This window comes from Aeromonas sp. 82P, assembly GCF_051919365.1.
GTDB lineage: Bacteria > Pseudomonadota > Gammaproteobacteria > Enterobacterales > Aeromonadaceae > Aeromonas > Aeromonas veronii.
Window position 1 is genome coordinate 4,494,718 of sequence record NZ_JBQBEV010000001.1, and the last position, 25,660, is coordinate 4,520,377.

At 60.5% G+C, this 25,660-nt stretch carries 25 protein-coding genes; 15 read left to right on the forward strand and 10 right to left on the reverse strand.

Annotated features, from left to right (window positions below):
• Positions 1 to 283: 283 nt before the first annotated feature.
• Positions 284 to 1,066, forward strand: coding sequence for a gamma-glutamyl-gamma-aminobutyrate hydrolase family protein (locus ACTG2S_RS20685; protein ID WP_279498799.1), 783 nt, complete (start codon positions 284 to 286; stop codon positions 1,064 to 1,066).
• 12 nt (positions 1,067 to 1,078) lie between these two features.
• Here the strand turns inward: ACTG2S_RS20685 and ACTG2S_RS20690 are convergent, their stop codons facing one another.
• Complete coding sequence (locus ACTG2S_RS20690) at positions 1,079 to 1,462, reverse strand: hypothetical protein (protein WP_040069030.1); 384 nt, start codon at positions 1,460 to 1,462, stop codon at positions 1,079 to 1,081.
• A gap of 145 nt (positions 1,463 to 1,607) precedes the next feature.
• Between ACTG2S_RS20690 and ACTG2S_RS20695 the strand changes: the two genes are divergently transcribed.
• Positions 1,608 to 3,134, forward strand: a complete 1,527-nt coding sequence (locus ACTG2S_RS20695; protein WP_274160646.1) for a cyclic nucleotide-binding domain-containing protein — start codon at positions 1,608 to 1,610, stop codon at positions 3,132 to 3,134.
• 45 nt (positions 3,135 to 3,179) lie between these two features.
• Positions 3,180 to 3,578, forward strand: a complete 399-nt coding sequence (locus tag ACTG2S_RS20700; RefSeq protein WP_274160647.1) for an STY0301 family protein — start codon at positions 3,180 to 3,182, stop codon at positions 3,576 to 3,578.
• Between the two features lie 76 nt (positions 3,579 to 3,654).
• On the opposite strand, the gene ACTG2S_RS20705 is transcribed toward ACTG2S_RS20700, so the two are convergent.
• The 6 genes from ACTG2S_RS20705 to lptM all read right to left on the reverse strand — a co-directional run bounded on the left by ACTG2S_RS20705 (position 3,655) and on the right by lptM (position 8,680).
• The gene (locus ACTG2S_RS20705; RefSeq protein ID WP_201990609.1) at positions 3,655 to 4,365 is read right to left on the reverse strand and encodes an HAD-IA family hydrolase; all 711 of its coding nucleotides are present in this window, start codon (positions 4,363 to 4,365) and stop codon (positions 3,655 to 3,657) included.
• A 32-nt stretch (positions 4,366 to 4,397) separates the two neighbouring features.
• Positions 4,398 to 5,375 (reverse strand): tyrosine recombinase XerC, encoded by a 978-nt coding sequence (gene xerC, locus ACTG2S_RS20710; protein ID WP_439983198.1) that lies wholly within the window; start codon positions 5,373 to 5,375, stop codon positions 4,398 to 4,400.
• The gene (locus ACTG2S_RS20715; RefSeq protein WP_439983200.1) at positions 5,368 to 6,048 is read right to left on the reverse strand and encodes a DUF484 family protein; all 681 of its coding nucleotides are present in this window, start codon (positions 6,046 to 6,048) and stop codon (positions 5,368 to 5,370) included. Before ACTG2S_RS20715 ends, xerC begins: the two co-directional genes overlap by 8 nt.
• Positions 6,049 to 6,139: 91 nt before the next feature.
• Positions 6,140 to 6,970, reverse strand: a complete 831-nt coding sequence (gene dapF / locus ACTG2S_RS20720; RefSeq protein ID WP_005336371.1) for a diaminopimelate epimerase — start codon at positions 6,968 to 6,970, stop codon at positions 6,140 to 6,142.
• A gap of 250 nt (positions 6,971 to 7,220) precedes the next feature.
• A complete protein-coding gene (gene lysA, locus ACTG2S_RS20725) occupies positions 7,221 to 8,471 on the reverse strand; it encodes a diaminopimelate decarboxylase (RefSeq protein WP_064335261.1) in 1,251 nt (416 codons plus the stop codon).
• A gap of 32 nt (positions 8,472 to 8,503) precedes the next feature.
• Complete coding sequence (gene lptM / locus ACTG2S_RS20730) at positions 8,504 to 8,680, reverse strand: LPS translocon maturation chaperone LptM (RefSeq protein ID WP_074045189.1); 177 nt, start codon at positions 8,678 to 8,680, stop codon at positions 8,504 to 8,506.
• A 73-nt stretch (positions 8,681 to 8,753) separates the two neighbouring features.
• Between lptM and cyaY the strand changes: the two genes are divergently transcribed.
• Both cyaY and ACTG2S_RS20740 read left to right on the forward strand, forming a co-directional pair.
• Complete coding sequence (gene cyaY / locus ACTG2S_RS20735; RefSeq protein WP_047438752.1) at positions 8,754 to 9,068, forward strand: iron donor protein CyaY; 315 nt, start codon at positions 8,754 to 8,756, stop codon at positions 9,066 to 9,068.
• Positions 9,065 to 9,718, forward strand: a complete 654-nt coding sequence (locus ACTG2S_RS20740) for an alpha/beta hydrolase (protein ID WP_279500642.1) — start codon at positions 9,065 to 9,067, stop codon at positions 9,716 to 9,718. Before cyaY ends, ACTG2S_RS20740 begins: the two co-directional genes overlap by 4 nt.
• 64 nt (positions 9,719 to 9,782) lie before the next feature.
• Here the strand turns inward: ACTG2S_RS20740 and ACTG2S_RS20745 are convergent, their stop codons facing one another.
• A complete protein-coding gene (locus tag ACTG2S_RS20745) occupies positions 9,783 to 12,302 on the reverse strand; it encodes a class I adenylate cyclase (RefSeq protein ID WP_123172211.1) in 2,520 nt (839 codons plus the stop codon).
• Positions 12,303 to 12,625: 323 nt separating this feature from the next.
• On the opposite strand from ACTG2S_RS20745, the gene hemC reads away from it, so the two are divergent.
• Genes hemC through ACTG2S_RS20765 form a run of 4 tightly spaced genes read left to right on the forward strand, consistent with a single transcriptional unit; the run spans position 12,626 to position 16,506 of the window.
• On the forward strand, positions 12,626 to 13,555 hold the full coding sequence (gene hemC / locus ACTG2S_RS20750) for a hydroxymethylbilane synthase (RefSeq protein ID WP_136501663.1): 930 nt from the start codon (positions 12,626 to 12,628) through the stop codon (positions 13,553 to 13,555).
• Positions 13,552 to 14,286 (forward strand): uroporphyrinogen-III synthase, encoded by a 735-nt coding sequence (locus tag ACTG2S_RS20755; protein WP_274160650.1) that lies wholly within the window; start codon positions 13,552 to 13,554, stop codon positions 14,284 to 14,286. Before hemC ends, ACTG2S_RS20755 begins: the two co-directional genes overlap by 4 nt.
• Entirely contained in the window at positions 14,283 to 15,332 is a 1,050-nt protein-coding gene (locus ACTG2S_RS20760; protein ID WP_005336380.1) for a uroporphyrinogen-III C-methyltransferase, read from the forward strand. Before ACTG2S_RS20755 ends, ACTG2S_RS20760 begins: the two co-directional genes overlap by 4 nt.
• Positions 15,333 to 15,342: 10 nt before the next feature.
• Complete coding sequence (locus ACTG2S_RS20765; protein WP_439983203.1) at positions 15,343 to 16,506, forward strand: heme biosynthesis HemY N-terminal domain-containing protein; 1,164 nt, start codon at positions 15,343 to 15,345, stop codon at positions 16,504 to 16,506.
• A gap of 70 nt (positions 16,507 to 16,576) precedes the next feature.
• On the opposite strand, the gene ACTG2S_RS20770 is transcribed toward ACTG2S_RS20765, so the two are convergent.
• Positions 16,577 to 16,828, reverse strand: coding sequence for a YkgJ family cysteine cluster protein (locus ACTG2S_RS20770; protein ID WP_005336384.1), 252 nt, complete (start codon positions 16,826 to 16,828; stop codon positions 16,577 to 16,579).
• Positions 16,829 to 16,959: 131 nt separating this feature from the next.
• Entirely contained in the window at positions 16,960 to 17,970 is a 1,011-nt protein-coding gene (gene glpX, locus ACTG2S_RS20775) for a class II fructose-bisphosphatase (protein WP_076495580.1), read from the reverse strand.
• Between the two features lie 221 nt (positions 17,971 to 18,191).
• Here glpX and ACTG2S_RS20780 point away from each other — a divergent pair, with 221 nt between their 5' ends.
• From ACTG2S_RS20780 to ACTG2S_RS20805, 6 genes are all read left to right on the forward strand, one after another.
• Positions 18,192 to 19,280: a porin gene (locus ACTG2S_RS20780; protein ID WP_042079640.1), complete on the forward strand. Its 1,089-nt coding sequence runs from the start codon at positions 18,192 to 18,194 to the stop codon at positions 19,278 to 19,280.
• A 120-nt stretch (positions 19,281 to 19,400) separates the two neighbouring features.
• Positions 19,401 to 20,321 carry an ABC transporter substrate-binding protein gene (locus ACTG2S_RS20785; protein WP_274160652.1) on the forward strand — a complete coding sequence of 307 codons (921 nt, stop codon included), beginning with the start codon at positions 19,401 to 19,403 and terminating at the stop codon, positions 20,319 to 20,321.
• Between the two features lie 33 nt (positions 20,322 to 20,354).
• Complete coding sequence (locus ACTG2S_RS20790) at positions 20,355 to 21,233, forward strand: DMT family transporter (RefSeq protein WP_439983206.1); 879 nt, start codon at positions 20,355 to 20,357, stop codon at positions 21,231 to 21,233.
• A 435-nt stretch (positions 21,234 to 21,668) separates the two neighbouring features.
• On the forward strand, positions 21,669 to 23,135 hold the full coding sequence (yjeM, locus tag ACTG2S_RS20795) for a glutamate/gamma-aminobutyrate family transporter YjeM (protein ID WP_274160654.1): 1,467 nt from the start codon (positions 21,669 to 21,671) through the stop codon (positions 23,133 to 23,135).
• 259 nt (positions 23,136 to 23,394) lie between these two features.
• Positions 23,395 to 24,306, forward strand: coding sequence for a D-alanyl-D-alanine endopeptidase (gene pbpG / locus ACTG2S_RS20800; RefSeq protein ID WP_139428262.1), 912 nt, complete (start codon positions 23,395 to 23,397; stop codon positions 24,304 to 24,306).
• Positions 24,307 to 24,525: 219 nt separating this feature from the next.
• Entirely contained in the window at positions 24,526 to 25,563 is a 1,038-nt protein-coding gene (locus ACTG2S_RS20805; RefSeq protein ID WP_274160655.1) for an acyltransferase, read from the forward strand.
• The last annotated feature ends 97 nt before the right edge of the window (positions 25,564 to 25,660 follow it).

Consider the following 25,660-nt stretch of genomic DNA (forward strand, 5'->3'; position numbering starts at 1 on the left):
ATAACGGCCCATCTCAACAGCCCCGTTAAATCGCCCCTTCAGAGCAGACCAAAATAAAGCCGTTAACAACTTTGCATCATTTTGTTTGACATATTGAACGGCCTTGGCAGACTGAAGAGAGGATCCATGCCGTCGCTGCCCAGGCTGACCAACGATTCTGTCACCCGGCCCGACGCGGGATCCCATGACCATGCCTTGAGGCATGCCCTTGCCCTACCGGTTTGCAAGGGCCTGCCCAAGGCGCAGGATGAGACTTCAACGCCAAGGATAATCAAGGTGCCCTATGCCAAATCCCCAGCCTCCCGCCACCCGTAAACCTGTCGTGCTGATGACCATGGGCGCCCAGCCCCGCAACGGCCACGCCTATCAGGTGATGACCCACAAATACATCATGCCGCTGGTGGAGATAAGCGGCTGCGTCCCGCTGCTGGTACCCACCTGCTGCGGCACCGCCGATCTGGAGCAGTATCTGGATCTCGCCGATGGGGTCTATCTGAGCGGCGCCGGCTCCAATATCGATCCGGCCCTCTACGGCCAAGAGAACCTCACGCCGGAGAAACAGCAGGACAGGGATCGCGATCTGTTCGATCTGCCCCTCATCAAGGGGGCGCTCGCCCGTGGCTTGCCGCTCCTCGGGATCTGCCGCGGCATGCAGGAGATCAACGTGGCGCTGGGGGGAGACATCCATCAGAAGGTCTACAGCGAGCCGGGTTATGACGATCACCGGGAGGATGCCGACGATCCGGTCGACGAGCAGTATGGGCCAAGCCATCAGATCAAACTGCTGCCGGGCAGCTGGTTTGCCGAACTGATGGGGGAAGAACAGATTCCGGTCAACTCCCTGCATGGACAGGGCATCAACCGGTTGGGGAAGGGTCTGGAGCCGTTGGCCCACGCCGAAGATGGGCTGATCGAGGCACTTCATGCTCCCGCACTGTCACCCTTTTTGCTGGCAGTGCAGTGGCATCCGGAGTGGAAAGCCAATGAAAATCCCCACTCCATCAAGATCTTTCAAGCCTTTGGCGATGCCTGCCGCCAGCGCTGTGCATTGATGGCAGCGAGTTAACCCCTCATCGATTCAGTCGCCAAACCCGCGCGCCTTGAGCTTGGGCAGTCCGCCCCGCTCGGGGCGCAAGGTGCGGCAGATATCCATCCCCTTGAGCCCGCGCTGGATATGGTCAGGCGAATGGCCAAACACCATGCCGTTGCTGCGGTAGAGGTTGTTGTCATCCAGCTCGAACTTCTCGCCACCGATCAGCAACTGCTCGCGGCCATTGACAGTGTCACCCCGCTTGATGGGCACCTTCATGTCGCTCAGCACCTCGCCGGTGGCACACCCCTCACGCCAGCGCGCCTCGCTGGAGAAGGGGGTAATGGCTATTTCACGCCAGGAGCCATCCCGGAATTCGACCCGATACTTCTCGGCCAGCAGGTCGCAGCCAGCCAATGGCAACAGGGCCATCAAACAGATGATTTTCTTTGAAAATTTCACTCAATCGCACTCCTTTGCCCGGTTCTGCACAGGATAAATAAATTGCCGCCCCAACGCACCATTTCCCCGCGCCGCAACAGCTATGCTGGAAATAAAACCACAATAAGGTGCTGCTATGGCTGGCGAAAACCTCACCGCGCTACCGACGCTGATCTGGATTGGCGAACACCCGTTCTGGACCCTGCTCACCCTCTCCCTGATGCTGATCCACTTCTGGCGCCGTCCGGGACAGCGACGGGAGCTGCTCTCCGAGCTCAGTTTCGTGATGATTAGCGCGGTGGTGATCCTGCTGATCCAGCTGGAAGGGGGCTGGTTCAAACTGCCGCTGCCCCATCAATTGCTGATCGAGATCTCCACCCTCTTGGCCGGCCTGATACTGGTCAAGATATGGGGGATCCTGCTGTTCGAGTTTCTGCTCCCCCTCTGCCATGTGCGGATCCCGCGGATCATCGCCGATATCGTCATCACCATCGGCTATATCGGCTGGGGTCTGTTTCGCCTCTACGCCTCCGGCATGGCGCTCGGGGAGATAGTCACCACCTCGGCGGTCATCACCGCGGTCATCGCCTTCGCCATGCAGGACACCCTTGGCAACCTGCTGGCCGGGGTCTCCATTCAGCTCGACAACTCCATCGCCATCGGTGACTGGCTGCAAGTCGACACCACCCAGGGCCGGGTGGTGGAGATCAACTGGCGTGCTACCACCATCGAGACCCGCAACTGGGAGACTGTCGTCATCCCCAACAGCCACCTGCTCAAACAGCGCTTCACCGTGCTCGGGCGCCGCCGTGGCGAACCCTTGCAGTGGCGGCGCTGGGTCTGGTTCGATCTGACCCTGGATACCCTGCCGACCCAGATCATCGCGCTGATCGAGAAATCCCTGCGGGAGACCAAGCTCCCCTGTGTCGCCAAGCATCCGCAACCGGACTGCCTGCTGATGAACGTCGAAGGAGGGATTGCCCGCTATGCAGTGCGCTACTGGCTCACTGACCTGGCTCGCGACGATCCGACCGACTCCATGGTGCGCAGCCTGATCGATGCCGCCCTGCGTCGCAACGATCGCCGCCTCACCCCGCCGATCTTCAACGTCTTTATGGCCAAGGAGAAGCAGCATCTGGATGCCCGCCACAAGCGCCACACCGCCGAACGAACCGATACGCTGCGCAAGCTGCCGCTGTTTGCCATGTTGCAGGAGAACGAGCTGCTCCAGCTGGCCGATCAGGTGAAGTTCGCCCCCTTCGTCAGCGGCGACATCATGCTGGAGCAGGGGGATGTCTCCAGCTGGCTGTTCGTGCTGGTCAAAGGGGAAGCCGAGATGGTGGTCAATGTCGAAGGGCGAGAGCTGAAGCTTGGTACGCTCAACGCGGGAGACTTTTTTGGCGAACTGAGCCTACTCACCGGCGAGCCCAGCTCCTTCACGGTACGGGCGGTGGCCACCGTCGAAACCTATCGCATCAATCAGGCAATGTTTCAGGAGCTGGTGATGCAGCGTGAGGCGCTGGTCGAGCCCCTCTATCAGGTGCTGAGCGACCGCCAGCAGGAGCAGCAGGCGCTGCTGGAGCGGGAAGCGGAAGCCATGAAACAGCCACCACAACAGCTTGATCTGCTTGATAAGCTGATGAAGCTGTTCGGCGGAAGATGACGTAGCATGGCACGATATTGAGGACGTGAAGAGAGAACCGCAGCCATGTTACTGACCACCCTGGCCCTTGCCGCCAGCCTGCAATTTGATTGTCCCGCCACCATCGAGACTCGCCAGCAGCTGCTGACTCCGCAGCAGGGCTGGCAGGCGTTCACTCGCAATGACGATGGCAAACCGGACGAAACCCTCAGCCACCGGCTCGATAATCTGGCCCTGTTCGACGGAGATCCTGCCGAGCTGGCCCAGCTCAAACCGGATAATGGCGACAGCGACGAGATCCACTACTGGAGCCAGCTCGATAGCAGCCTGCGCCCCCTCTATCTGGTTTGCCACTATCGCAACAGCGCCATCACCCTGCAGCAGGCGCTGCCCGCTGGTATCAGCTACTGCCGCGTCAACCAGCGCGATCGCTACACCCTGCTCGGGTTGGTTTGTCGCAAATAGCGGGCGTAACCCCTTGCCATATATCGCTATTCGCTGACAGCCATTACCGTCTGAGCCGGGCAACCCGCCAGCGCCATCAGAGCAGCAGCTCGGCCAGCTCCTCCAGTGCCGTCAGCTCCACGTCCGGCAACAGTTGCAGCTGTTGCCACGGTTGCTGCCGTTCGTTGAGCCAGGCGGCGCGAAAACCGTGCAAACGGGCCCCCAGCACATCGGTCTCGGGATGATCCCCCACATGGAGGATCCGCTCCGCTGGCAGCTTGAGGGCGCTGCGGGTCTGCTCAAACATATCCGGCGCCGGTTTCATTCTGGCGCCCGCCCCCGCCTTGCAGACCAGCGTGAAGTAGCAATCCAGCCCTGCCTGCGCCAGATCCAGATTGCCGTTGGTGATGACCACCAGCGGATAGCGTTCGGCCAGTCTGGCCAGCAGCTGATGAGTGGACTCGCTCACCTCGATCTTCGAGCGCTCTGCCAGAAACGCGGCAAAGACCTGCTCCGCCTCGCGGCTGGCCTGCTGGTCGGCCATCCCCCCCTCGACCATGGCGGTACGGATGGTCTGCTGACGCGCCAGGCTGACATCGTGGCGCAGCTCGGGCCAGGCCAGCAACACGGCGCGTTTTAACTCCAGCCAGCGCGGCTTGTCGAGCATGGCGGTGGCCAGATATTCGCTGCGCAGATGGCTCAGCATCCACTGCTCGGCGCGCACGATGGCGGGGCCGTTGTCATAGAGGGTGTCATCGAGGTCAAACGAGATGGCAGCAACCGGCTGCCAGCGGCGATAGAAGTGCATGGACTCTCCTCTGCAACGGGGCTCAGGGCCCGCTATTCATCGTCCTGCGCATCCGGGTCACGCTTGGCCCTGGGGTGGGCACTGTCGTAAACCTTGGCCAGATGCTGGAAGTCGAGGTGGGTATAGATCTGGGTGGTAGAGAGGTCGGCATGTCCCAGCAGCTCCTGCACCGCCCGCAGATCGCCGGAGGACTCCAGCATATGGGTGGCGAAGCTGTGGCGCAGCTTGTGGGGATGGACGTGGGCGTTGAGCGCCTGCTTGTTGCCCCAGCCATCAAGGCGGGCCTGCACCGAGCGGGCCGACAGCCGCTGCTTGCGGCTGGAGACAAACAGCGCCTCGCTCTCGTCCCCGGCCAGCAGCGGGCGCACCTTGAGCCACTTCTGCAGCCACTCGACCGCCATCCGGCCGATGGGCAGCACCCGCTCCCGCGCGCCCTTGCCGGTCACCTTGAGCTGGCGGTCGTCGAGCTTCAGATCCACCAGATTGATCCCCACCAGCTCGGCCAGACGCAGCCCTGAAGAGTACATCAGCTCCATGATGGCGCGATCCCGCACCGCCAGCGGATCCTGCTCGTCGGTGATGTTGAGCAGCTGGTGCATCTCGTCCACATCGAGGTTTTTCGGCAGCGGCCTCCCCTGTTTGGGGGTGACGATGCCACGGGCCGGATTGGCGGTCAGTCGCCCCTGCCGCACCTGCCAGTCGCAAAAGCTGCGCAGGGCCGAGACCTTGGTGGAAAGGGAACGAGGAGCAAGGCCCGCCTTGTGCATCCGGGTCACCAGAGTGCGCACCTGACTCGCCTCGAGCCGACCCCAGTCAGTGAGCCCCAGGGCTACCAGCTCGGCTGTCATCGCCTCCAGATGGGCTTGATAGTTATTGCGGGTATGAGGGCTGAGCTGACGCTCGACCCTCAGGTATTCGATAAAGGTCGCCAGCTCGTCAGCCAGTGCCGCAGGCAGTGGCGGTGCGACGACGGGAGCGTTGGCGGGCACCCTGGCCGGTGTTCTAGCCATGAGTCAACTCGGGCAGACGCAGTTGCAGCAGGCGCCCCAGTTGGCCCAGCAGCAGGGTGTCGTTGTGGGGAGTAAAGTGGCCGGGATCCGAGCTGGCGAAGGCCAGCAAACCGAGATCGCCGAGCCGCATCAGGGCCACCGAGTTGACCAGCACATCGTGGCCAAACAGTGCCTGCTTCTCGCTCTGGCTCAGGCGGCCAAAGTAGTAATCCTGCCCCGGTAGACGCTGACCCAGCAGGGATTCGAGCTGCTTGCCCTGTGCCAGAAAGCGCTGCTCGGGCCCGCTCAGGGCAAACTTCTTGGGGTTGAGCCAGAGTCGCAACCCAGTCAGGCGCAGCCGCTGGACAAAGGCCTTGCCCATCACGGCACTCACCTCGAACAGGGTCTGGCAACCGTACAGCTCGCCGTAGAGATCGGCATAGACCCGGAAGATCCGCTCGTTCTCGCTGGCGATCCCCATCAATTCGGTGATCTCCTGCTCCAGCTGTTCGATCCGCTCGCGCTGACGCTCCAGCTGGCGCTCGACCAGCGAGACCGACCCTTTGCGTTCATGGGGAATGCGGATCCGGTCCAGCACGGCGGCATGGCGTTGGAAAAACTCGGGATAACGGGCCAGGTACTCCAGCACAGTGGCTTCATCCACCGATTGCTCCTGCCGTTTGAGTTCGCTCATAAATTGGTTGATCCATCAGAGAAATGGGGCTCGCTGCCCCGACATCATGGGCAAAGGGGGCCAACGCCCCCCGTACCTGAACCTTTATCGGCTAAACCTCTATCTGGCCGTCAAACACATGCTCGGCGGGGCCTGTCATATAGACCGGCTGGCCCGGCCCCTTCCAGGCGATGGTCAGCTTGCCGCCCGGCAGACTGACGGTGACCCGCTCCTTGAGCTTGCCCTGACTGATGCCAATCACCGCCGCCGCACAGGCACCGGTGCCGCATGCCAGGGTCTCGCCACAGCCCCGCTCGAATACACGCAGTTTGATCTCGGTGGCATTGACCATCTCCATGAAACCGACGTTGACCCGCTCGGGAAAACGCTCGTGGCGCTCCATGATGGCACCGAGCGTCTCGACCGGCGCATCGGCGACCGAAGGCACCTCGATGACGCAGTGGGGATTGCCCATGGAGACCACGCCACACATCACGGTATGCTCCTGCGCCCGCAGCAGATAGGTTTTCTCTGCCTTCTGAGCCCGGAACGGGATCTTGCCCGGCTCAAACTGGGGAACACCCATGTTGACTGTGACCTGATTCTCCCCCTCCAGCTGCAACACGATGCGACCCCGGGCGGTACTGACCGCGATGCGATCCCGGTTGATCAGCCCCTTGAGGCGCACGAAACGGGCAAAACAGCGGGCGCCGTTGCCGCACTGCTCCACCTCGCTGCCATCGGCATTGAAAATGCGATAGTGAAAGTCGAGTTCAGGGTCATAGGGCGGCTCCACCAGCAGCAGCTGGTCAAAGCCGATCCCGAAGTGGCGATCTGCCAGCTTCTTGATGACGTCATTGCTGAAAAATACCTTCTGGGTGACGCCATCCACCACCATGAAGTCGTTGCCCAAGCCATGCATCTTGGAAAAATCTATCAACATCGTGCATTCCTGTGCTGTTAGGGCTGTAAAAACTCACCGTCAACCACTATGAAGTCGTTGTCCACAGCCCCATGCATCCTGGAACAATCTATCAACATCGTGCATTCCTGTGCTGTTAGGGCTGTAAATACTCACCATCAACCACTATGAAGTCATTGGCCACAGCCCCATGCATCCTGGAACAATCTGTCCACATCGCGCACTCCTGTGCTGTCAGGGCTGTAAAATTCTGTCATCTCTATCTACTGCATCAGGGCAGCAGGTGCTCACCGCGCCAGAGATCGGCCAACTGCTCACGCTCGCGGATCAGGTGCGCCTCGGCACCATCCACCAGCACTTCGGCGGCACGGGGACGAGTATTGTAGTTGGATGACATGGTAAAGCCGTAGGCACCAGCCGAACGCACCGCCAGCAGCGACCCCTCGGCAATCGCCAGGGTGCGCTCCTTGCCGAGGAAGTCACCGGTCTCGCACACCGGGCCCACCACGTCATAGAGCGCGGGAGCATGACCGGCACGGCTATCCACCTCGATGATGTTCATCCAGGCGCCGTAGAGCGAAGGGCGCAGCATGTCGTTCATGCCAGCATCGATCAGCGCGAAGTTGCGGGTCTCGCCCGGCTTCAGGTACTCGACCCGGGTCAGCAACACGCCGGCATTGGCGACGATGGCACGGCCCGGCTCGAACAGCAGGGTCAGATCCCGGCCTGCCAGCTTCTGCTTCAGCGCTTCGGCATACTCGGTCGGATGGGGTGGCTGCTCGGAACCATAGTTGACCCCAAGGCCGCCCCCCACGTCCAGATGGTGGATATGAATGCCTTCTGCAGCCAGACCGTCGATCAGCCGCAGCAGCTTGTCAGCCGCTTCCATAAAGGGATTCAATTCAGTGAGTTGCGAGCCGATATGGCAATCGACCCCGACGATCTCGATGTTCGCCATCGCGGCCGCCTTGCGATAGATGGCAGGCGCCAGCTCGATGGGAATGCCGAACTTGTTCTGCTTGAGGCCAGTGGAGATATAGGGGTGAGTACCGGCATCGATATCCGGATTGACCCGCACCGAGACACGAGCTTTCTTGCCCATGCTGCCCGCCACCCGATTGAGGCGCTCCAGCTCGGCTTCCGACTCCAGATTGAAGCAGAGGATCTCTTTATCCAGCGCCAAGCGCATCTCGGCCTCGCTCTTGGCAACGCCGGAGAAGACCACCTTGGCCGGATCACCGCCCGCCGCCAGTACCCGCGACAGCTCGCCACCGGAGACGATGTCAAACCCCGAGCCCAGTCGGGCCAGCAGGTTGAGCAGCGCCAGGTTCGAGTTGGCCTTCACCGCATAGCAGATCAGATGGGGAATATCGCCAGCGGCCTTGTCGAAGGCGTGCCAGTGGCGCTCGAGGGTCGCACGGGAGTAGACGTAAAGCGGGGTACCGTACTGCTCGGCAAGCTGTTGCAGCGAGGTTTGCTCGGCCTGAAGCTGGCCGTCGGCGTCGTAGTTAAAGTGATCCAAGGGGGCGGTTCCTTCCTAGAATGGGTGCGGCATTAGTGCGGCGCGGCCTCGGTGGCAGCCTCGGAGGTCGCAGGCGGTGCTGCTTGCGGTGTACTCTGGCTCTGTGGCTGCTCGGGGGGCGGCATATAGAGCGGCCCCTTCAGACCGCACGCGGCCAACCCGAGGGACAGAAGAGTGGCAAGCAGACACTTGGTGAACTGGGTGATCATAATGGTTCGCTGCGAAAAAATTTTTGGCCCTCTATAATCGCACTCACATTGTTAAAAGCAACAGGATAAACCGATGAAGGATCACGAGTATCACGCCCTGACCGACGCCTTTTTCCAATATGTGGAAGACACCCTCGACGAGGGGTATCCGGATATCGACTGCGAACGCAGCGGCGGCGTATTGACCCTCTCTTTCGAGAACAAGACCAAGGTCATCATCAACAAGCAGGAGCCACTGCATCAGATTTGGGTCGCCACCCGCGAGAACGGCTTCCACTTCGAACTGCAGGGTGACACCTGGATCGACAACCGCTTCGGCCACGAGCTCAAGGCACTGCTGAGCCAATCCTGCACCGCCCAGGCGGGCGAAGATGTGGTGTTCCCATGATTGACCTGCACCCGCAGGGCGCCCGTCACGCGGTGATCTGGCTGCACGGGCTGGGTGATTCCGGCGCCGGTCTCGCCCCGCTGGTGGACGCGCTGGACCTGCCCGCCGAGCTACCGGTGCGTCACCTGCTGCCGGATGCCCCCGAGCGCCCCATCACCATCAACATGGGCTACAAGATGCGCGGCTGGTACGACATCAGGAGCTTCGAGGATCCCGCCGAGCGGGCCGTGGAGTCCCATGTCCGTGAATCAGCCGACCAGATTGCCGCATTGCTCGATCAGCTGGTGGCCGACGGGTTTGCCCCCGAGCATATCGTGCTGGCAGGTTTCTCTCAGGGCGGGGTGATTGCCTCCTTCACCGCGCTGCGCTATCAGGCAACGCTGGCGGGCCTGCTCTGCATGTCCACCTATCTGGCCGCCCCCGACAAGCTGCTCGGCGAGATGAGCGAGGCTGCTCGCACTCTGCCCATCTGCTACATGCACGGCATCTACGACGATGTGGTGAGCCTGTCGCTCGGTTGGGATGCCAAGAACCGGCTGGAAAGCGCCGGACTCACCCCCGAGTGGCACGAGTACCCGATGCGTCACGAGATCTGCCGTCCTCAGCTCGGCGACATTCGCAGCTGGCTGCTGGCTCGTCTCGGCGCATGAACAACCGCAAAAGCAAACGGCCTGCATCTGCAGGCCGTTTTTTATGGCGATTCCAACTGACGGATCAACCCACTTCTCGAGCGGGCGGCACCTGTTCGCGCAGAGTGCCCTGACTGCGATAGGGGATCACATCCAGCTCGCCATTCACCTGTACTATCTCGTAGTACTGGGGCAGGTTGAAGTTGATGAACTGCCCATCATCGCTGAACCGCTCGTGATTGGAGGTGTAGAAGCGGTTGACCCCCGCCACCAGCTCATCCTTGTTGCCGGCAAAGTGCTGGTAGATCTCCACCCGGTTCGCCTCATCGAGGATATAGATGTTGGTGCCCGCATCACGGGTATCGAAGAAGAACTGCACCAACCCTTCGCTGGCGTAGGCATCGACGATGCTCGGCAGATGCTGGCTGTGGGTCTTGTCGAGCCGCAACGGCAGGTGATCCAGCTTGTTGTGGGAGATGTGACGGTAAAAATCGATGGCGTTTTCCAGCTTCTTCACCGACACACCGCGCCGCTCGAAGAAGATGCCGTACTTCTCGCGGCCAAGGGCCATGGTCTTGACCAGCTGTTGCTTGTCGCGGGCAAGGCGCAGGTCGATGCACTCCGCCACCAGAGTCTGGAAGCGGGAGCGCACCAGAGAGCGGAAGTGCTGGCTGTAGCAGAACACCTCGATCATCTCGGGGGCGGCGGCATCCTGATGCATCTTGCCGAGGATGGTGGTGAGGGCATCGACCACGGCTTCATCCCCCTGGAAGTGCAGGGTGCGGATCTCGCTCCAGGAGTTGCGATAGACCAGATCCACCGAGCCGACCAGACACTCCTGATTGCGGCCGAACGAGAAGACATCCACGGTGTTGGCATCAAATTCGATCACCTGACCTACCCAGTGACTGGTCGGGTCCATCTCCAGATTGAGGAAGATGGAGAGCTGGCGAATTTCGCACGGTCGGCTGAGCGCCAGATTGGTGGCCAGCGGGTACTTTTCGGGGAAGCAGCCGGAGAGATCGCGGCAGAACTGGTGCAGATTGTCGATGTGCAGATCCGACCCCTGATTGAACAGGTGCACCCGCGACTGGGGTGTCAGCAGATCGTTGAAGTAGGCCCAGGAGACCAGCTTGCTGATGTAACCGTTGAACTCCAGCGGCGCGCGGCCAATGATGTCCACCGGCTCCAGCGAATGTTTGTAGAGATACCAACCGGCGCGGTTGAGGCGACCGTGAGGCACCTGCACGAAGCTGAGATCCGGCTCGCTGAGATCCGGCGCGATCTTGAGGTTGATGCGCTGCACCTTGCCCGGCAGGCTCTCGAACGCGGCGTAGAGTTTGCGCGACAGAATGCCGATATCTTCCGGGTTGATCGACTCGCTGATGTTGTTGCGGCGAGCGAACTGGATCAGGTTGCGGTAGCTCTGCATCAGGGCTTCCAGCAGCTCGGCGTGAGCGATCTTCACCTCTTCGATCTTCCACTCATGGCGATGATCGAGTTGATAAAGTTTGTCCTGACTCCAGCCCCAGTAGGAGACCAGCTGGCTCATCTGCTCGCGGCGCCACTCGGGGGAGTGATCATCCTTGGGATGGCTGAGACCGTCGCACACCTTGAGGTAGAAGCAGCGGCGCACCAGATCGAGCCGCGCCATGTCGCCGATGGACTTGAGGTAGTTGGTCACCTTGTCCAGCATCAGACAGTAGTTGTCGAGCCGGTAGTGCATCCCCTCGTTGTGCTGGAACCAGTCGCGACCAATCATCGACAGCAGGCGGGTGTTGGGATACTCGTGGGAGTAGGCTTCCATCAGCACCGACTTGAGCACCGCCTTGTAGGGAGAGTCGATCCCCTTGTAGAGCTGCCACAGGGCGGAGCCGAAATACTCTTCGGCCGGAATACGGTCAAAACTGCCTAGATCGAGCCAGTCGTCCTGCTTGAGCTTGCCGCTCTCGAACAGCTCGTTCACATACGCATCGTAGTGATCATCACACTCGGTGGGCACCAGATACCAGATCAAGCGTTTGCCCGCGATACGCATGGCACTGCGGTAGAACTCGTCGAGCAGCAGCAGGTGCTGGGCACTGCCGCAGCTCTCCCCCTGCATCTGGGCATCGTTGGTCTGGCGGAACTTGTCTTCCGGGATCAGGAAGAAGTTGAGATCGACCCCGCGCTGTTCGGCCCACTTGGAGAGTTGCTGGCATTTCAGCTCCAGCAGATCGAGCCGCTCCTGCGACAAACCGGCCACGTGGCAGACCCAGATATCGAGATCGGAGTGACAGCACTGACCGATGGAGGAGGTGCTGCCCATGGAGTAGAGCCCCTGAATAGCTCGATCATGGGTGGCCAGACCACTCTGGCAGTTGGCGTTGCGGCAGAGGTCATCGATAAAGGCTTGCTGCTCGGCGGTGGCGCTGAAGCTCCAGATGCCATGAGGGACATCACCGGAGACATAACCGGGCAGCAGGGGATGATTGAAGTGCAGCATGACAGGCAGCAGTTGGAATACCTGCTGCCCATAGCGACTCATGAGGCCTAACGCCCGTTGCGTCTTGAGACGGGTAATGTCGTCATAACGCGCAACCAGCGTATCGATGTGTTCCTGCAATGCCCTGCCTATCACCTAAGTGAAAATGACGCACCAAAAGGGGGATACGTCAAAAAAGTGTGATCATGTTAACAATGCAAACAGCGGTGGTAAACAAGCCTTCAGCTAAACGCCAGATTATTTCTGGTATGACCACATCAAGTATCAGGGGAAATCATTAAATTCCAATACATTCAATGAATTAATCAACACCAATTGCTTAATGAAAATCATTTTCAGCATGCATTTTTGAGCTTGGCCCCGCTTTTGCCGGCTCCGCCATGAAAGCCCGGGCAAAGGGTGGTAATATCGATTTCCTTCTAAAAATGAAACAACTGATTGATATGGCAGCCCGAACCCTGAAAATTGCCACTCGCAAGAGCCCGCTGGCCCTGTGGCAGGCCAACTTTGTCAAAGACCGGCTCGAAGCCCTGCACCCGCAGTTGCAGGTCGAACTGGTGCCCATGAGCACTCAGGGTGACAAGATCCTCGATACCCCGCTGGCCAAGGTCGGTGGCAAGGGGTTGTTCGTCAAGGAGCTGGAGACCGCCATGCTGGAAGGACGGGCCGATATCGCCGTTCACTCCATGAAAGACGTGCCGGTGGAGTTCCCCGAGGGGCTCGGTCTGCACACCATCTGCGAGCGGGAAGATCCCCGCGATGCCTTCGTTTCCAACCGCTTCAAGGCCATTGCCGAACTGCCGCAAGGGGCCGTGGTCGGCACCTCCAGCCTGCGCCGCCAGTGCCAGCTGCGCGCCGCCCGCCCGGATCTGGTGATCCGCGACCTGCGTGGCAACGTCAACACCCGCCTCGCCAAGCTGGATGCCGGTGAGTACGACGCCATCATCCTCGCCGCCGCCGGTCTGAAACGACTGGAGATGGCGCACCGCATCACCGCCTTTATCGAGCCGGAGCAGAGCCTGCCGGCCAACGGTCAGGGGGCTGTCGGCATCGAATGCCGCCTCGACGATACTGAGCTGCACGCTCTGCTGGCGCCGCTGGAGCACGCCGAGACCCGCGCCCGGGTGTTGACCGAGCGAGCCATGAACCGCGCTCTGCAAGGGGGATGTCAGGTGCCTATCGGTGCCTACGCACTGGTCGAAGGCGAGCAGATCTGGCTGCGCGGTCTGGTGGGCAGCCCGGATGGCAGCCAGGTAATCCGTGACGAGATCCGCGGCCCGCTGGCCGATGGTGAGGCCCTCGGCGAGCAACTGGCCCAGCGCCTGCTGGCTGCCGGTGCCGACGAGATCCTCGCCGAGGTCTACCGCGCATGACCCCGCTGGTGGTGCGTCCGGCCGCCCAGGCCGCCGAGCTGGTGCAGTTGCTGCGCCAGCACGGTCATGCACCACTCTGCTGCCCGCTGCTGGAAACCGTAGCGGGCAGTGAACTCCCTCTCCTGCCCGACCTGCTGCGCAGTGCCGACGCGGTTATCGCCGTCAGCATCCATGCCGTTCATTTTGCAAACGATTTTCTGTTGCAAACTGGTCAGACCTGGCCACATATTGAGTACTTTGCGGTGGGTCAGGCCAGCGCAGATGCGTTTGCCGCCATCGGCATCACGGCAAGCTGCCCGGATGACCCGCGCAGCGAAGGGCTGCTGGCCCTGCCCGCCCTGCAGCAGGTAGCAGGCAAACGGGTGCTGATCCTGCGCGGCAATGGCGGGCGGGATCTCATCGCCAGCACACTGGCCTCACGCGGTGCTCTGGTGCACTATTGTGCGGCCTATGAGCGCCACTACCCCGAGCTGGACGGGGAGACATTAACCCGCCACTGGCAGGCAGCTGGGCTGGACAGCCTGCTCATTACCAGTGGTGAACTGCTGCAACGGCTGCTGGAGCTGGTTCCCGACCACCAGAGGCCCTGGCTTTTTGACCGCCTGCTGGTGGTCCCCAGCCCGCGCGTGGCCGAGATGGCCCACTCCGCGGGCTTTATCCATATCACGATTGCCCAAGGTGCATCCAACCAGGCCCTGACGGCCGCACTGGAACTGAGGAAGATGGAATGACAGAACAACAAGAATCCCAGGTAAAACCCCAGCCGACCGCTGCGGTCAATGGCAGCAAGAGCCGCTCCGGTGCCGTACTGGGAGGGGTTGCCATCCTGCTGGCCCTTGGCCTGACCGGCGGTCTCTATCTGCACGGTCACAAGAATGCCGTGGCCCAGCAAGCCGAACTGGCACAGCTCAAGCAGCAGCTGGCAAGCGCCCTGAGCAAGATCGACCAGACCAGCAGCAAGGATGCCGAGCAGCTGGCCGCGCTGGATCAAACCCAGCAGCGGCTGCAAGGGGAAATGCAGGGTCTGCAGAACCGGGTACTGGATCTCAACGACAAACGTCCCAACGACTGGATGCTGGCCGAATCCGAGTATCTGGTTCGGATGGCGGGCCGCAAACTGTGGCTGGAGCATGACCTCGTCTCCGCCATCACCCTGCTCGGCAACGCTGACGAGCGCATCGCCGCCCTCAACGACCCCAGCCTGATGCCGATCCGCAAGGCGCTGGCCGAGGACATCGCCAAGCTCAAGGGGATGCCGCGCATCGACCGCGAGGGGCTGACCCTCAAGCTGGCTGCACTGTCCGACCAGATCGAGCTGCTGCCCCTCTCCACCGTCAGCATGCCGGAAGCCAAGGCCGAGCCGGATCAAGCGGTCAGCACCAATCCCGACGAGTGGGAGAGCAACCTGAAGAAGAACTGGGTCAAGTTCACCGAGAACTTCGTCACCATCCGTCGCCGCGATGGCGCGGTCGAGGCGCTGCTCTCGCCGCAGCAGGAGATCTTCCTGCGTGAAAACCTCAAGACCAAGCTGTTGCAGGCCCAGCTCTCCGTCTATCGCGAGCAGCAGGCGCTCTACGAAGACAGCTTGGACAAGGCCCAGCGCTGGCTGACCCAATATTTCGACACCGACAACAGCGCCACCCGCTACATGCAGGGCGAGATCGACAAGCTAAAGGGTGAGCAGATCCAGATCGACTATCCGGCCCAGTTCAAGACCCAGGCCATGCTGGAGCAGGTGCTGACCGAACGCCTGCAACGCATTCTGGCCAGCAGCTGAGGAGGGCACCATGATCCGTATAATCATTCTGGTTGCCGTGATGGTCGCAGGGCTGATCTTTGGCCCGCAAGCCTCCGGTAACAAGGGCTATGTGCTGATTGCCTTTGGCAATTACACCATCGAATCTTCCGTCACCAGCGCGGTGATCCTGGCCGTGCTGTTCTACGGCGCCCTGCTGATCGTCGAGTGGCTGCTGGGTCGGGTATTCGGCCTGCGCCGCAAGACCCTAGGCTGGTACGGCTCGCGCCGCCGCCGCAAGGCCAATCAACAGACCGTCGCCGCCACCCTGGCAATGGCCGAAGGGCACTACAGTCAGGCTGAAAAGCTGATGATCAAGGGGGCCAGCAACAGCGACACCCCGCTGCTCAACTACCTGAGCGCCGCCAAGGCGGCACAGGCCCGTGGTGACGACGCCCGCCGGGATCAATACTTGCAAAAAGCGCAGGAGGAGAACCCCAAAGCCGAGCTGGCGCTCACCCTGACCCAGACCCAGTTGCAGATCGAGCAGGGCCAGTACGATACCGCGCTGGCGATGCTGGAGTCGGTCTACGCCCTCAACCCGCGCCACCCCATGGTGCTGGATCGGCTGCGTCAGGTACATCTGGCCCGTCAGGACTGGAGCGCCCTGTGCGACCTTATTCCCAGCCTGCACAAGGTGGGCAAGCTGACCCCGAAACAGGAAGAAGATCTGCTGCAACAGGCTTGGTCTGGTCGCCTGCAACAGGCTGCCGGCAGCCTCGAGACCCTCAAGGCGGTGTGGCAGGATCTGCCGCGCAAGCTGCGCCTCGAGCCAGAACTGCTGGCCTGCTACGGCGATCTGCTGCGCCAGCTGGGTGCCGACGGCGAAGCCGCCACCCTGTGGCAGGAGGCGCTGCGCAAACAGCCGATGCCGCAGTTGCTTGCTCGTCTGCCCAAGCTGAAACTCGACAGCTACCAGCCGCTGCTTGCTCTGCTGCAAAAACAGCAGGGGCAACCGGAGGTGGACACCGCACTGGCCCAGCTCTATCTGCTGGCCGGTCAGCTGGACGATGCCCAGAAGCTGCTGGAACAGGAGGTGGAGCGGGCGCCGAGCGCCGCCGCCTATCACGCTCTCGGCCAGCTGATGGACAAACGCCGCCTCACCAACAAGGCCAACGAGTACTATCGTCAGGCACTGGAGCTGGCGGGAGTCTGATCCCCGGCAAACAGAAACGCGAGAGGCCGCATGATGCGGCCTCTTTTTTTATCTCTTCGCCCTGCCCTCGTCAGGTGGTGAGCCGCTCCAGCTCGCCGATCAGCCAGATGGCCTCGGCACGGTGGCTGCCGCACACATCCATCATGGGGCGGAAACCGCCGCACACCGCTGGCCGCTCTGGTTGACCGAAGATCTTGCAGCCAAGGGCGCTATCGAGCTGGATACAGGGGACGCCAGCCGGTTTGCCATCTGGCATACCGGGAATGGCACTGCTGATACTGGGGGCGATGCAACAGGCAGCGCAGCCGCTACGACACTCCATAGACTCCACTCCTTTGGGACGGTCTGAGCCACCATAGCCGAAGCGGCGGCACAAACGTAGCTGGCGCACAACAAAAAGCCCGACCGCACGGGCGATCGGGCTTCAGACACAGCCGGTTCAGCGAGCCATCATCACAGGATGATATCGCGAACCACGCTGTCTTTACGCTCAAGGTAATGGATCGACTTGATACGACGAATGGTGCGGGATTTACCACGGATCAGCAGGGTCTCGGTGGTCGCCATCACGCCATCGCTGGTGATGCCATCCAGCAGATCGCCCTTGGTGATGCCGGTGGCGGAGAAGATGACGTTGTCATTCTTCGCCATGTCTTCCAGCTTGAGCACCTTGTTGACATCGATACCCAGCGCTTCGCAGCGGGCAATTTCCTGCTCGCCCAGTACACGCACTTCCGGGCTGTCGCCCTTGACGCGATGACGCGGCACCAGACGGGCCTGCATGTCGCCATCCAGCGCGCGGATCACCGCCGCGGAGATCACCCCTTCCGGTGCGCCGCCGATGCCATACAGCATGTCGACTTCGCTGTCCGGCAGACAGGTGAGGATGGAGGCGGCAACGTCACCATCAGGAATGGCGAACACCCGCACGCCCAGACCCTGCATCTCCTTGATTGCCTTGTCATGACGCGGCTTGGCCAGGGTAATGACGGTCAGACGGGAGAGCGGCTTGCCCAGCGCCTTGGCCACGGACTTCAGGTTCAGCTCGAGAGCCTGATCCAGGTCGATGGCGCCTTTGGCCTTGGGCCCGACGATCAGCTTTTCCATGTACATGTCAGGCGCTTTCAGGAAAGAACCCTTGTCGCCCACCGCCAGCACGGCCAGCGCGTTGGCCTGACCCATGGCAGTCATGCGGGTACCCTCGATGGGATCGACCGCGATATCCACCGCGTCGCCGTGTCCGGTACCGACCTTCTCACCGATATAGAGCATCGGCGCTTCATCAATTTCACCTTCGCCGATCACAATCTCACCATCGATCTCGATCTGGTTGAGAATGTGGCGCATGGCCGCTACGGCCGCCCCATCAGCGATATTCTTGTCACCACGTCCGAGCCACTTGTAGCCAGCCAGTGCAGCCGCTTCCGTCACTCGGGAAAACTCGATTGCCAGTTCACGTCTCATCGCATATCCAACCTATGGAGCTCGAAAACGGGCGGCATTCTACCACAAGGGCAAACCTTTGCGCACAAAAGTAGCCGCTGCGAGCAAGAATGTAGCCAATTCATCCAATTGCAACCCAATTGCCATCGACTCTTCATCCAACTGTCACCCCGCTGTCATCCCCGCTGCCTAGCATGACCCCGTTTTCAAAACAAAAGCTTGCAACACCACAAGGGATTAAGATGAAAAAGCTGACTGTAGTGGCACTGGCTCTCACCGCAGCCTTCCAGGCTCAAGCCGTTGAAGTGTACAAAAATGACACCTCCATGCTGGATCTCTATGGCCGTATCTACGCCGGTCAATTCTTCGGTGACAAGAAGGAAGGGGTCGATACAACAAACCCGAATACTATCAATGGCACCAAGGATTACAGCGCCAAGCAAGGGGCCAACCAGTTTGTCCGCTTCGGCGCCAAGGCCGAGACCCAGATCCAGAGCGGTCTGAAAGCATTGGCCCAGTACGAAGTGCAGATGTACATCAACGACAGCGAAAAGACCTTGGGTAAAGATGGAAGCACAGACAACCTGCGCACCCGTCTGGCCTTTGCTGGTGTCGGCGCTGACTGGGGTACCGTGACTTTCGGTCGCCAGAAAGGGGCCCCGGGCTTCTTGGCCGACTGGACTGATGTCTCCCTCTCCGACGGCTACGGCAACGAAGCGCTGGGCGCCAAGACTGATACCTTCGCCACCAACCGCGCTGGTTCCGTGTTGAAGTATTCCGGCCTGTTCAATGGTTTCCAGTTTGATGCCAGCTACAAATTTGATGGCGGCCAAGAAGAAGACAAGAGCAGCAACAAGACCTCCGCAGCTGACCCAGCCTATGGTGCAGCCGTGGCTTACACCTTCCCGTTCAATCTGTCTTTGGGTACCGCCTACAACGTTGGCCAACGTCAGGAAAAGAATACCGAAGACGCCAAACTGTGGCTGATCTCCGCCAAGTTCGACAACAAGGCGGCCTATGCGGCTCTGAGCTATGCCGATGGCTCTGACTTTGTCCAAAGTGGCACCGACCATACAGGCTGGGAAGCCGCGCTGGGCTACAACTTCGAGAACGGTTTCGGTCTGATGGCTCTGTGGAACAAACAGGAGCAGGAAGTCACTGGCGGCAAGAAAACCGATGCCATTGACTACTACACCCTGGGTGCCCAGTACAAATTCAACAAGAACCTGCGGGTGATTGGCGAGTACCGCATCAACAATCTGGACAGCGTTGCCGGCAAAGCGACAGCCAACAAGGATGACTTCCAGCTGGCTGCCCGCTACGACTTCTAATCGAGGTTTTGCGGATCCCCAAAGCGCGATGGCTTGCCATCGCGCTTTTTGCTGGGCGTCGCTCACGACCGGAGAAAGTGGCCTAGGCTCAACAGTAGATGTATCGCCGGAGAGATGATCATGGTCAGGCTGCCTTTCGTCCTGCTGTTGCTGCTGGCTCTTCCCGCTCACGCCCTCTCTATCGCCATGGTGCTGTGGCGCGGTGAAACCGCAGCCGAAGCGGGCTTTCGGGCAGAGCTGACCCGTCTTGGCTATCAGGCCACCATCACCACCTATAACGCCGATCAGGATCGCACAGCGCTGGCAACCATGCTGCGCCAGCAGATGCTGCCGAAACTGGCCGAGTACGACTACATCTACACTTTTGGCACCACCGCCACCACCATGACCAAGAGTCTGGTGGCCAACCGCAAGCCTCTGATTTTCAATGTGGTTTCCGATCCGGTCGGGGCAGACATCCTCTCGGAAGACAAAGCCCAGAACAGCATGGTAGCCGGGGTAAGCAACATGGTGCCGATGGCGCTGCAACTGGCCAACGCCAGCGAGCACCTGGCCACCGGAAAACGGCTGCTGCTACCCTTCAACCCCCGTGAGCAGAACACCCTGCTGGTGGCCGATATGTTGCTCAATGAAGCGAAACGCTACCAGTGGCAGATGGTCACCTGGCGAATGGCCCCTGACCCACGGCGGCTGGACAACGAACTGAAGCGACTGCAACAGGATGCCAAAAACGACATCGTCTTTCTGGCCGCAGACAGCTATCTGCTCTCCATCGCCCCCCGTTTGCTGAATGCACTCAACGCAGCTGCCATCCCTACCATCTGCAGTGCCGAGCTGTTCGTTGAACACGGCTGCAGCGTTGGCACCATCAGCAGCTACGAAGCGCTGGGCAAGATGGCCGCCGGGATCATCCATCGCCATCAGCAGGGAACAGAGTTGCATGATATTCCGCTGCAGACCGACCCCCATCCCAAACTGGTGCTGGGGCAGCTGGGTAACGCCACCACGCAGGAGGCGAGCCCCGAAAAGCCGAAGCCTTGATAAAGATCTCGGCCAATCAGGCTCCGGGCGGGTATGCTGTTGACCCCCATCGCCCGAGAGCCCTTTCCCATGAACACCACCGTCTTTTTTGCCGTCCTGCTGGCCGCCCTGCTTCACGCCAGCTGGAATGCGCTGGTCAAAATTGGCGAAGAGCGGCTGGTGGGCGTGTCACTGGTGGCGATCTTCTCAGGGCTTATCGCCGCCGTGGCGCTGCTGCCCATGGGGCTTCCCTCTGCTACCGAGCTGCCCTGGCTCGGCCTCTCAGTCCTGCTCCATATCGGTTACTGCCTGTTTCTCAGTCATGCCTACAATCAGGGCGATTTTGGCCAGATCTATCCGTTGGCCCGTGGCAGTGCCCCGCTGCTCGCCATGGCGTTAAGTGCCATATTGCTGGGGGACTACCCCGGTTACAGCGGCCTCATCGGCGCCTGCATGCTGATCATGGGGGTCTTGCTGATGGCCTGGCGAGGTGGGCAGCAGCGCCTTGACAGCAAAGCGGTTCGGGCAGCACTGATCACGGCCATGTTCACGGCGACCTATACCCTCTCGGATGGAGCCGGCGCCCGCGCAGGGGGTGAACCGGTACGCTACACCCTCTGGCTCTTTGCCTGTACCGGGCTGGCGATGCTGCTGGTGTTGCTCGTCCACCAAAAGCGCAACGCATGGCGCCAGATCCGCCAATATGCACTGGTTGGCGCCACCGGAGGTGCCATGTCACTGCTCGCCTACGGGATTGTTATCTGGGCCATGACCCAAGCCCCCATTGGCGTGGTTGCGGCTCTGCGCGAAAGCAGTGTGCTGTTTGCCATGCTGCTCTCGGTCTGGCTGCTGAAAGAGCCGCTCGGGCGCATGCGGCTGACGGCGGCGGCCATTATCACTGGCGGCGTGCTGCTGACCCGGCTGGGAGGATAAGCGCTGTCGCCATTGGTGCGTATTTATTAGGCAGGATGGCGTAATTCACTCCGCCAAATATGCCGAATACCAATAATGGAAATAAGTGTCGGCCCGGGCGTAAATGTTTACATCCGCAACGTATCAATTAACTGGCAGGTCTGTTTATTTCAACCACAGCTTCATTCGGAAAACTTACCTGCCCAGCAGCATTAATGATAAAATCGTTCACAGTTAATTTTCGGCAACGCTGACCAATACCGCGCATGGCACAGACCATGCCGCTCCGCCCATACATTCATTGACCGCCTGACGGGTAAGCCAGCCCGGTCAGAGATGACCCGATCGCGCCCGCCACAGCAGGATGGCATGGCGCTACCGCGTTATTAATGGGTTCGGTTTCGTCTGTTTAATTTTTGATTATTTTAAATCCAGCACCATCAGGGAGTTTTTAATATGTCGGCAAAAAAGCTGAAGTTGGGTGCCTTTATATTGATGATATTAACATCGGTATTTGGCGTCACTAATATCGGGATCGGTTTTTACCGAATGGGATATGCCGCCATTCCGATGTTCGTGATCGGCGGTCTGTTTTTCTTCATCCCGTTCATTTTGATGATGATTGAGTTTGGTACCGGCTTTCGCAAAGAGGCGGGCGGTATCTTTACCTGGATGCGCCACTCGGTCTCGACCCGATTCGCCTTTATCGGTCTGACCATGTGGTTCGCCTCCTACGTCATCTGGATGTTTGGCAAGGCGCTCTCCATGTGGGTGCCCCTCTCCTTCATGCTGTTTGGCCGCGACATCACCGTCATCCCGGTCACCCTGGGCACCGGTATCGACTTCGGCCCCTTTATTCTGGGAGTGGTCGCCATCGCACTGGTTGCCATCGTCACCAAGCTCATCACCCTGGGTAGCGCCCGCTTCGCCAAAGTGGCGGCCATCGGCGGTCTCTCCGTGGTGGCACTCAACGTGTTGCTGCTGGTCGGTGGCGTCTTCACCTTCGCGGTGAGCGGCATGACTCTGCAGGAGCCCTTCACCCAGGCATCGCTGACGGCGTCTCCCAATGCCGCTTTCAACGACATCATCCCCTTCCTCGGCTTTATGGTATTCGCCATCTTCGCCTACGGCGGGGTCGAGGCGATGGCCGGGGTGGCTGACGAGCTGGAAGATCCCGAGCGCGACCTCAAGCGCGGCATCTTCCTCTCCGGCGCCTTCATCGTACTCTGCTACATCATCGGCTTTCTGGCGGTCGGCTCAATCATGCGCTGGAGCGACTTCCCGGCCGAGGGGATCACCTCTCTCTCCGCCCTCTTCATCATCATGCTGGAGCTGGGGCGCCATCTCGGTGGCGAGTGGCTGGGACAGGTGTTCATGCGCTTTGCTGGCCTTGGCATGTTCCTGAGCTATCTGGGCGCCTTTATCGCCCTCTCATACGCGCCACTGCGCCAGTTCATCACCGGCACCCCGAGTTACTTCTGGCCGGAGCGTTTCCAGCGCGAGAACGAGAATGGCGTGCGGATTGAAGCCCTCAAGGTGCAAGCCTGGGTGGTCTGTCTGTTCATTGCCGCCAAATCCATCTTTACCCTGATCAACCCGGAAGGGGCCGCCGCCCTCTATGAGCTGATCATCACCATGACCAACGTCGGCATGACCCTGCCCTACATGTTCCTCATCTACGCCTGGTATCGCTATCGCAACAACCCGGCGCTGGGCAAGGACCTGATCTTCTTCAAGAGCGCGGGCTCGGTACTGCTGGCCACCATCATCAGCCTGATCCTGGTCGCCTTCGGCAACGTCTTTACCGTGGTCGCCCCCTTTATCTCCGGCGATATCTCCACCGGCGTCTGGACCATCATTGGCCCGCTGCTGTTCGTGGTGATCGCCATGCGCTTCAAGATCATGCAGGAAGATGCCCACTAAACGGTAAGCAATGCTCCATGCCAATCGGGACTGTTCTGGTCCCGATTTTTTTTAGCGCCGGCTTCCGCTCGCCATCACGACCAGCCCATATTGTTAATGCAGAAAAGACTCTATGGAGACCCTTTTTACGTTCTCCTCGCCGCCAGAGCGCGCTCAACGCCGTAAATTATCAATATCAAGGTGAGAATGATTGTGAAGCGCCAGTTCACGACATATAACTTAGCGAGATATCCCTGTATTTCGTCCGGTAGAGCTGATCATGATGATGCGTTCCCTCCTTCCCCTGTTGCTTGGCGCAGTAATGCTGCCGGCCACTATGGACAGTGCCCATGCCAACCCCTTTTCCGCCAACAGCAAGAGCAGCAGCGGCTTTCTCGAGCGACGGGATGTGCCCAACCTCAGCTCGGCTGCCTTCGTGGTAGCCAACCACAGAACCGGCGAGGTGATCTCCGAGCGCAACGGCAACCGGGTAATGCCCATCGCCTCACTCACCAAGCTGATGACGGCGCTGGTAGTGCTGGATGCCAACCTGCGCCTCAACGAAATGCTCACCGTGACCAATGCCGACATCGACCGCATCAAGGGAACCGGCTCGCGCCTGGCCATAGGTTCCAGGCTCAGTCGCGCCGAAATGCTCCATATCGCCCTGATGTCCTCTGAAAACCGCGCCGCCTCGGCGCTGGCCCGCCACTATCCCGGCGGCCAGCGTGCCTTCGTCGAGGCGATGAACGCCAAAGCCCGCATGCTGGGGATGTGGAATACCCGCTACGCCGACAGCACAGGGCTCAACCCGCGCAACGTCTCCACCGCGCAGGATCTCGCCAAGCTCGCCGCCGCAGCGGCCTCCTATCCGCTGATCCGCCAGTACTCCACCGACGAGCAGAGCTATGTGCGCACCAACAAACGCCAGCTGCACTACCTCAACTCCAACCGGCTGATCCGCGAAGGGCAATGGGAGTTCACCCTCTCCAAGACTGGCTATATCCGCGAAGCGGGCCGCTGTCTGGTGCTGGGTACCAAGGTCAATCGTGAGCCGGTTATCATGGTGCTGCTCAATGCCGAGACCACCAACGATAGGGTCGCCGATGCCAAGCGGATCAAAACCTGGCTGGAGAGCTCGGGCAGAACCACCCTGGCAGCCAACCAGAGCAGCATGCTGACTCACCAGTAAGCTCGAGATCCCCAACCAAGCGAGGCGCCCGCCTCGCTTTTTCTGCGTGACCGCGCCCAAAAAACGGGAGCCCGCTCCCGTTACAGGTAACACCTTCCACCATCCCGTTACAAAACGTAACTACTCAACAGCGTGATTCACACTAATAGAATCAATTGGTTGTAACCTAGCAGCAAGAATTTTAGCGTGCCATCACAACCCCTGTAACGACGAGCCACCATGCGTATTTCCAGTATCGAGTGCGGGCGGGTACTGGCCATTCTGGCCGTGATGACCATTCACGTATCCCCCTTCGCCAATCCGTTCAATCCCGCCCTGTGGGGAAGTGGATCCTGGCTCTGGCTGAGCGGCGCCATCAACCAGTTATGCCGCTTTGCCGTGCCGCTATTTTTCCTCTGTGCCGGTTACTTTCTGCAGCCGAGGCTGAGTCACGAAGCGCCGCTGACCGTTGCCTGGCGCTACTGCCACCCCTTGCTGCTGCTCTGGCTGGTATGGAGTCTGGTCTACCTGCTGGTGCCGTTCAATCCGCTGGATGCCGTGCAGCAAGGCTATCTGGCCTCCCTGCGCGGTCAGTGGCAATTCCAGCTCGGCGACCCCCTCAATGGCTGGCTGGTGGGCGGCATGATCCACCTCTGGTTCCTGCCTGCCCTGGTCATGGCGGTGGCCCTGCTGGCACTCTGTTACCGGCTTGGCAGACCATCGCTCGCCATCTGGCTGGGTCTTGGCCTCTACTTGCTGGCGCTGCTGGGGGGCTCCTATGCCAAGCCGCTGCTAGGTGCCGAGTGGCCACTGCTCACCCGTAACGGCCCCTTCTTCTCCCTGCTGTTTGTGGCGCTCGGTGCCCTGCTGCGCCAGCGTCAGTGGCAGCCCGATGCCCGCACCGGCTGGCAACTGCTGCTGGCGGGCGTGGCGCTCTATGGCTGTGAAGCTTGGGCGCTGCAGCACTTTGCCGGGGTGCCACTCACCCGCCACGACTTCCTGCTCGGCTCCCTTCCCTGGGCTATCGGCCTGTTTGGCCTGCTGCTGGCCAACCCCGAGTTGGGCAAGGGCAGCTGGCTTGAGCGCCAGGCCCCCAAAGTGCTCGGGATCTACTGCCTGCACATGATGCTGGTGGTCTGGCTCTTCGTGTTTGGTCCGCAGGACGCATCCATCCTGTGGGAGATCACCAAGGTGCCGCTGCTGCTGGGATCATCTCTGCTGGCCTATCGCCTGCTGGCGGCCCAGCCCCTCACCCGCCGACTGCTGCGTACTCGCTGAGTCCGATATCCGGCCCGTCCTATCGGGCCGGATGCCTATTCACGTTTTGTCCCTTTCTCTTCCGCTACGCCCTTTTTCCCTTGCTTCATTCGCGCGG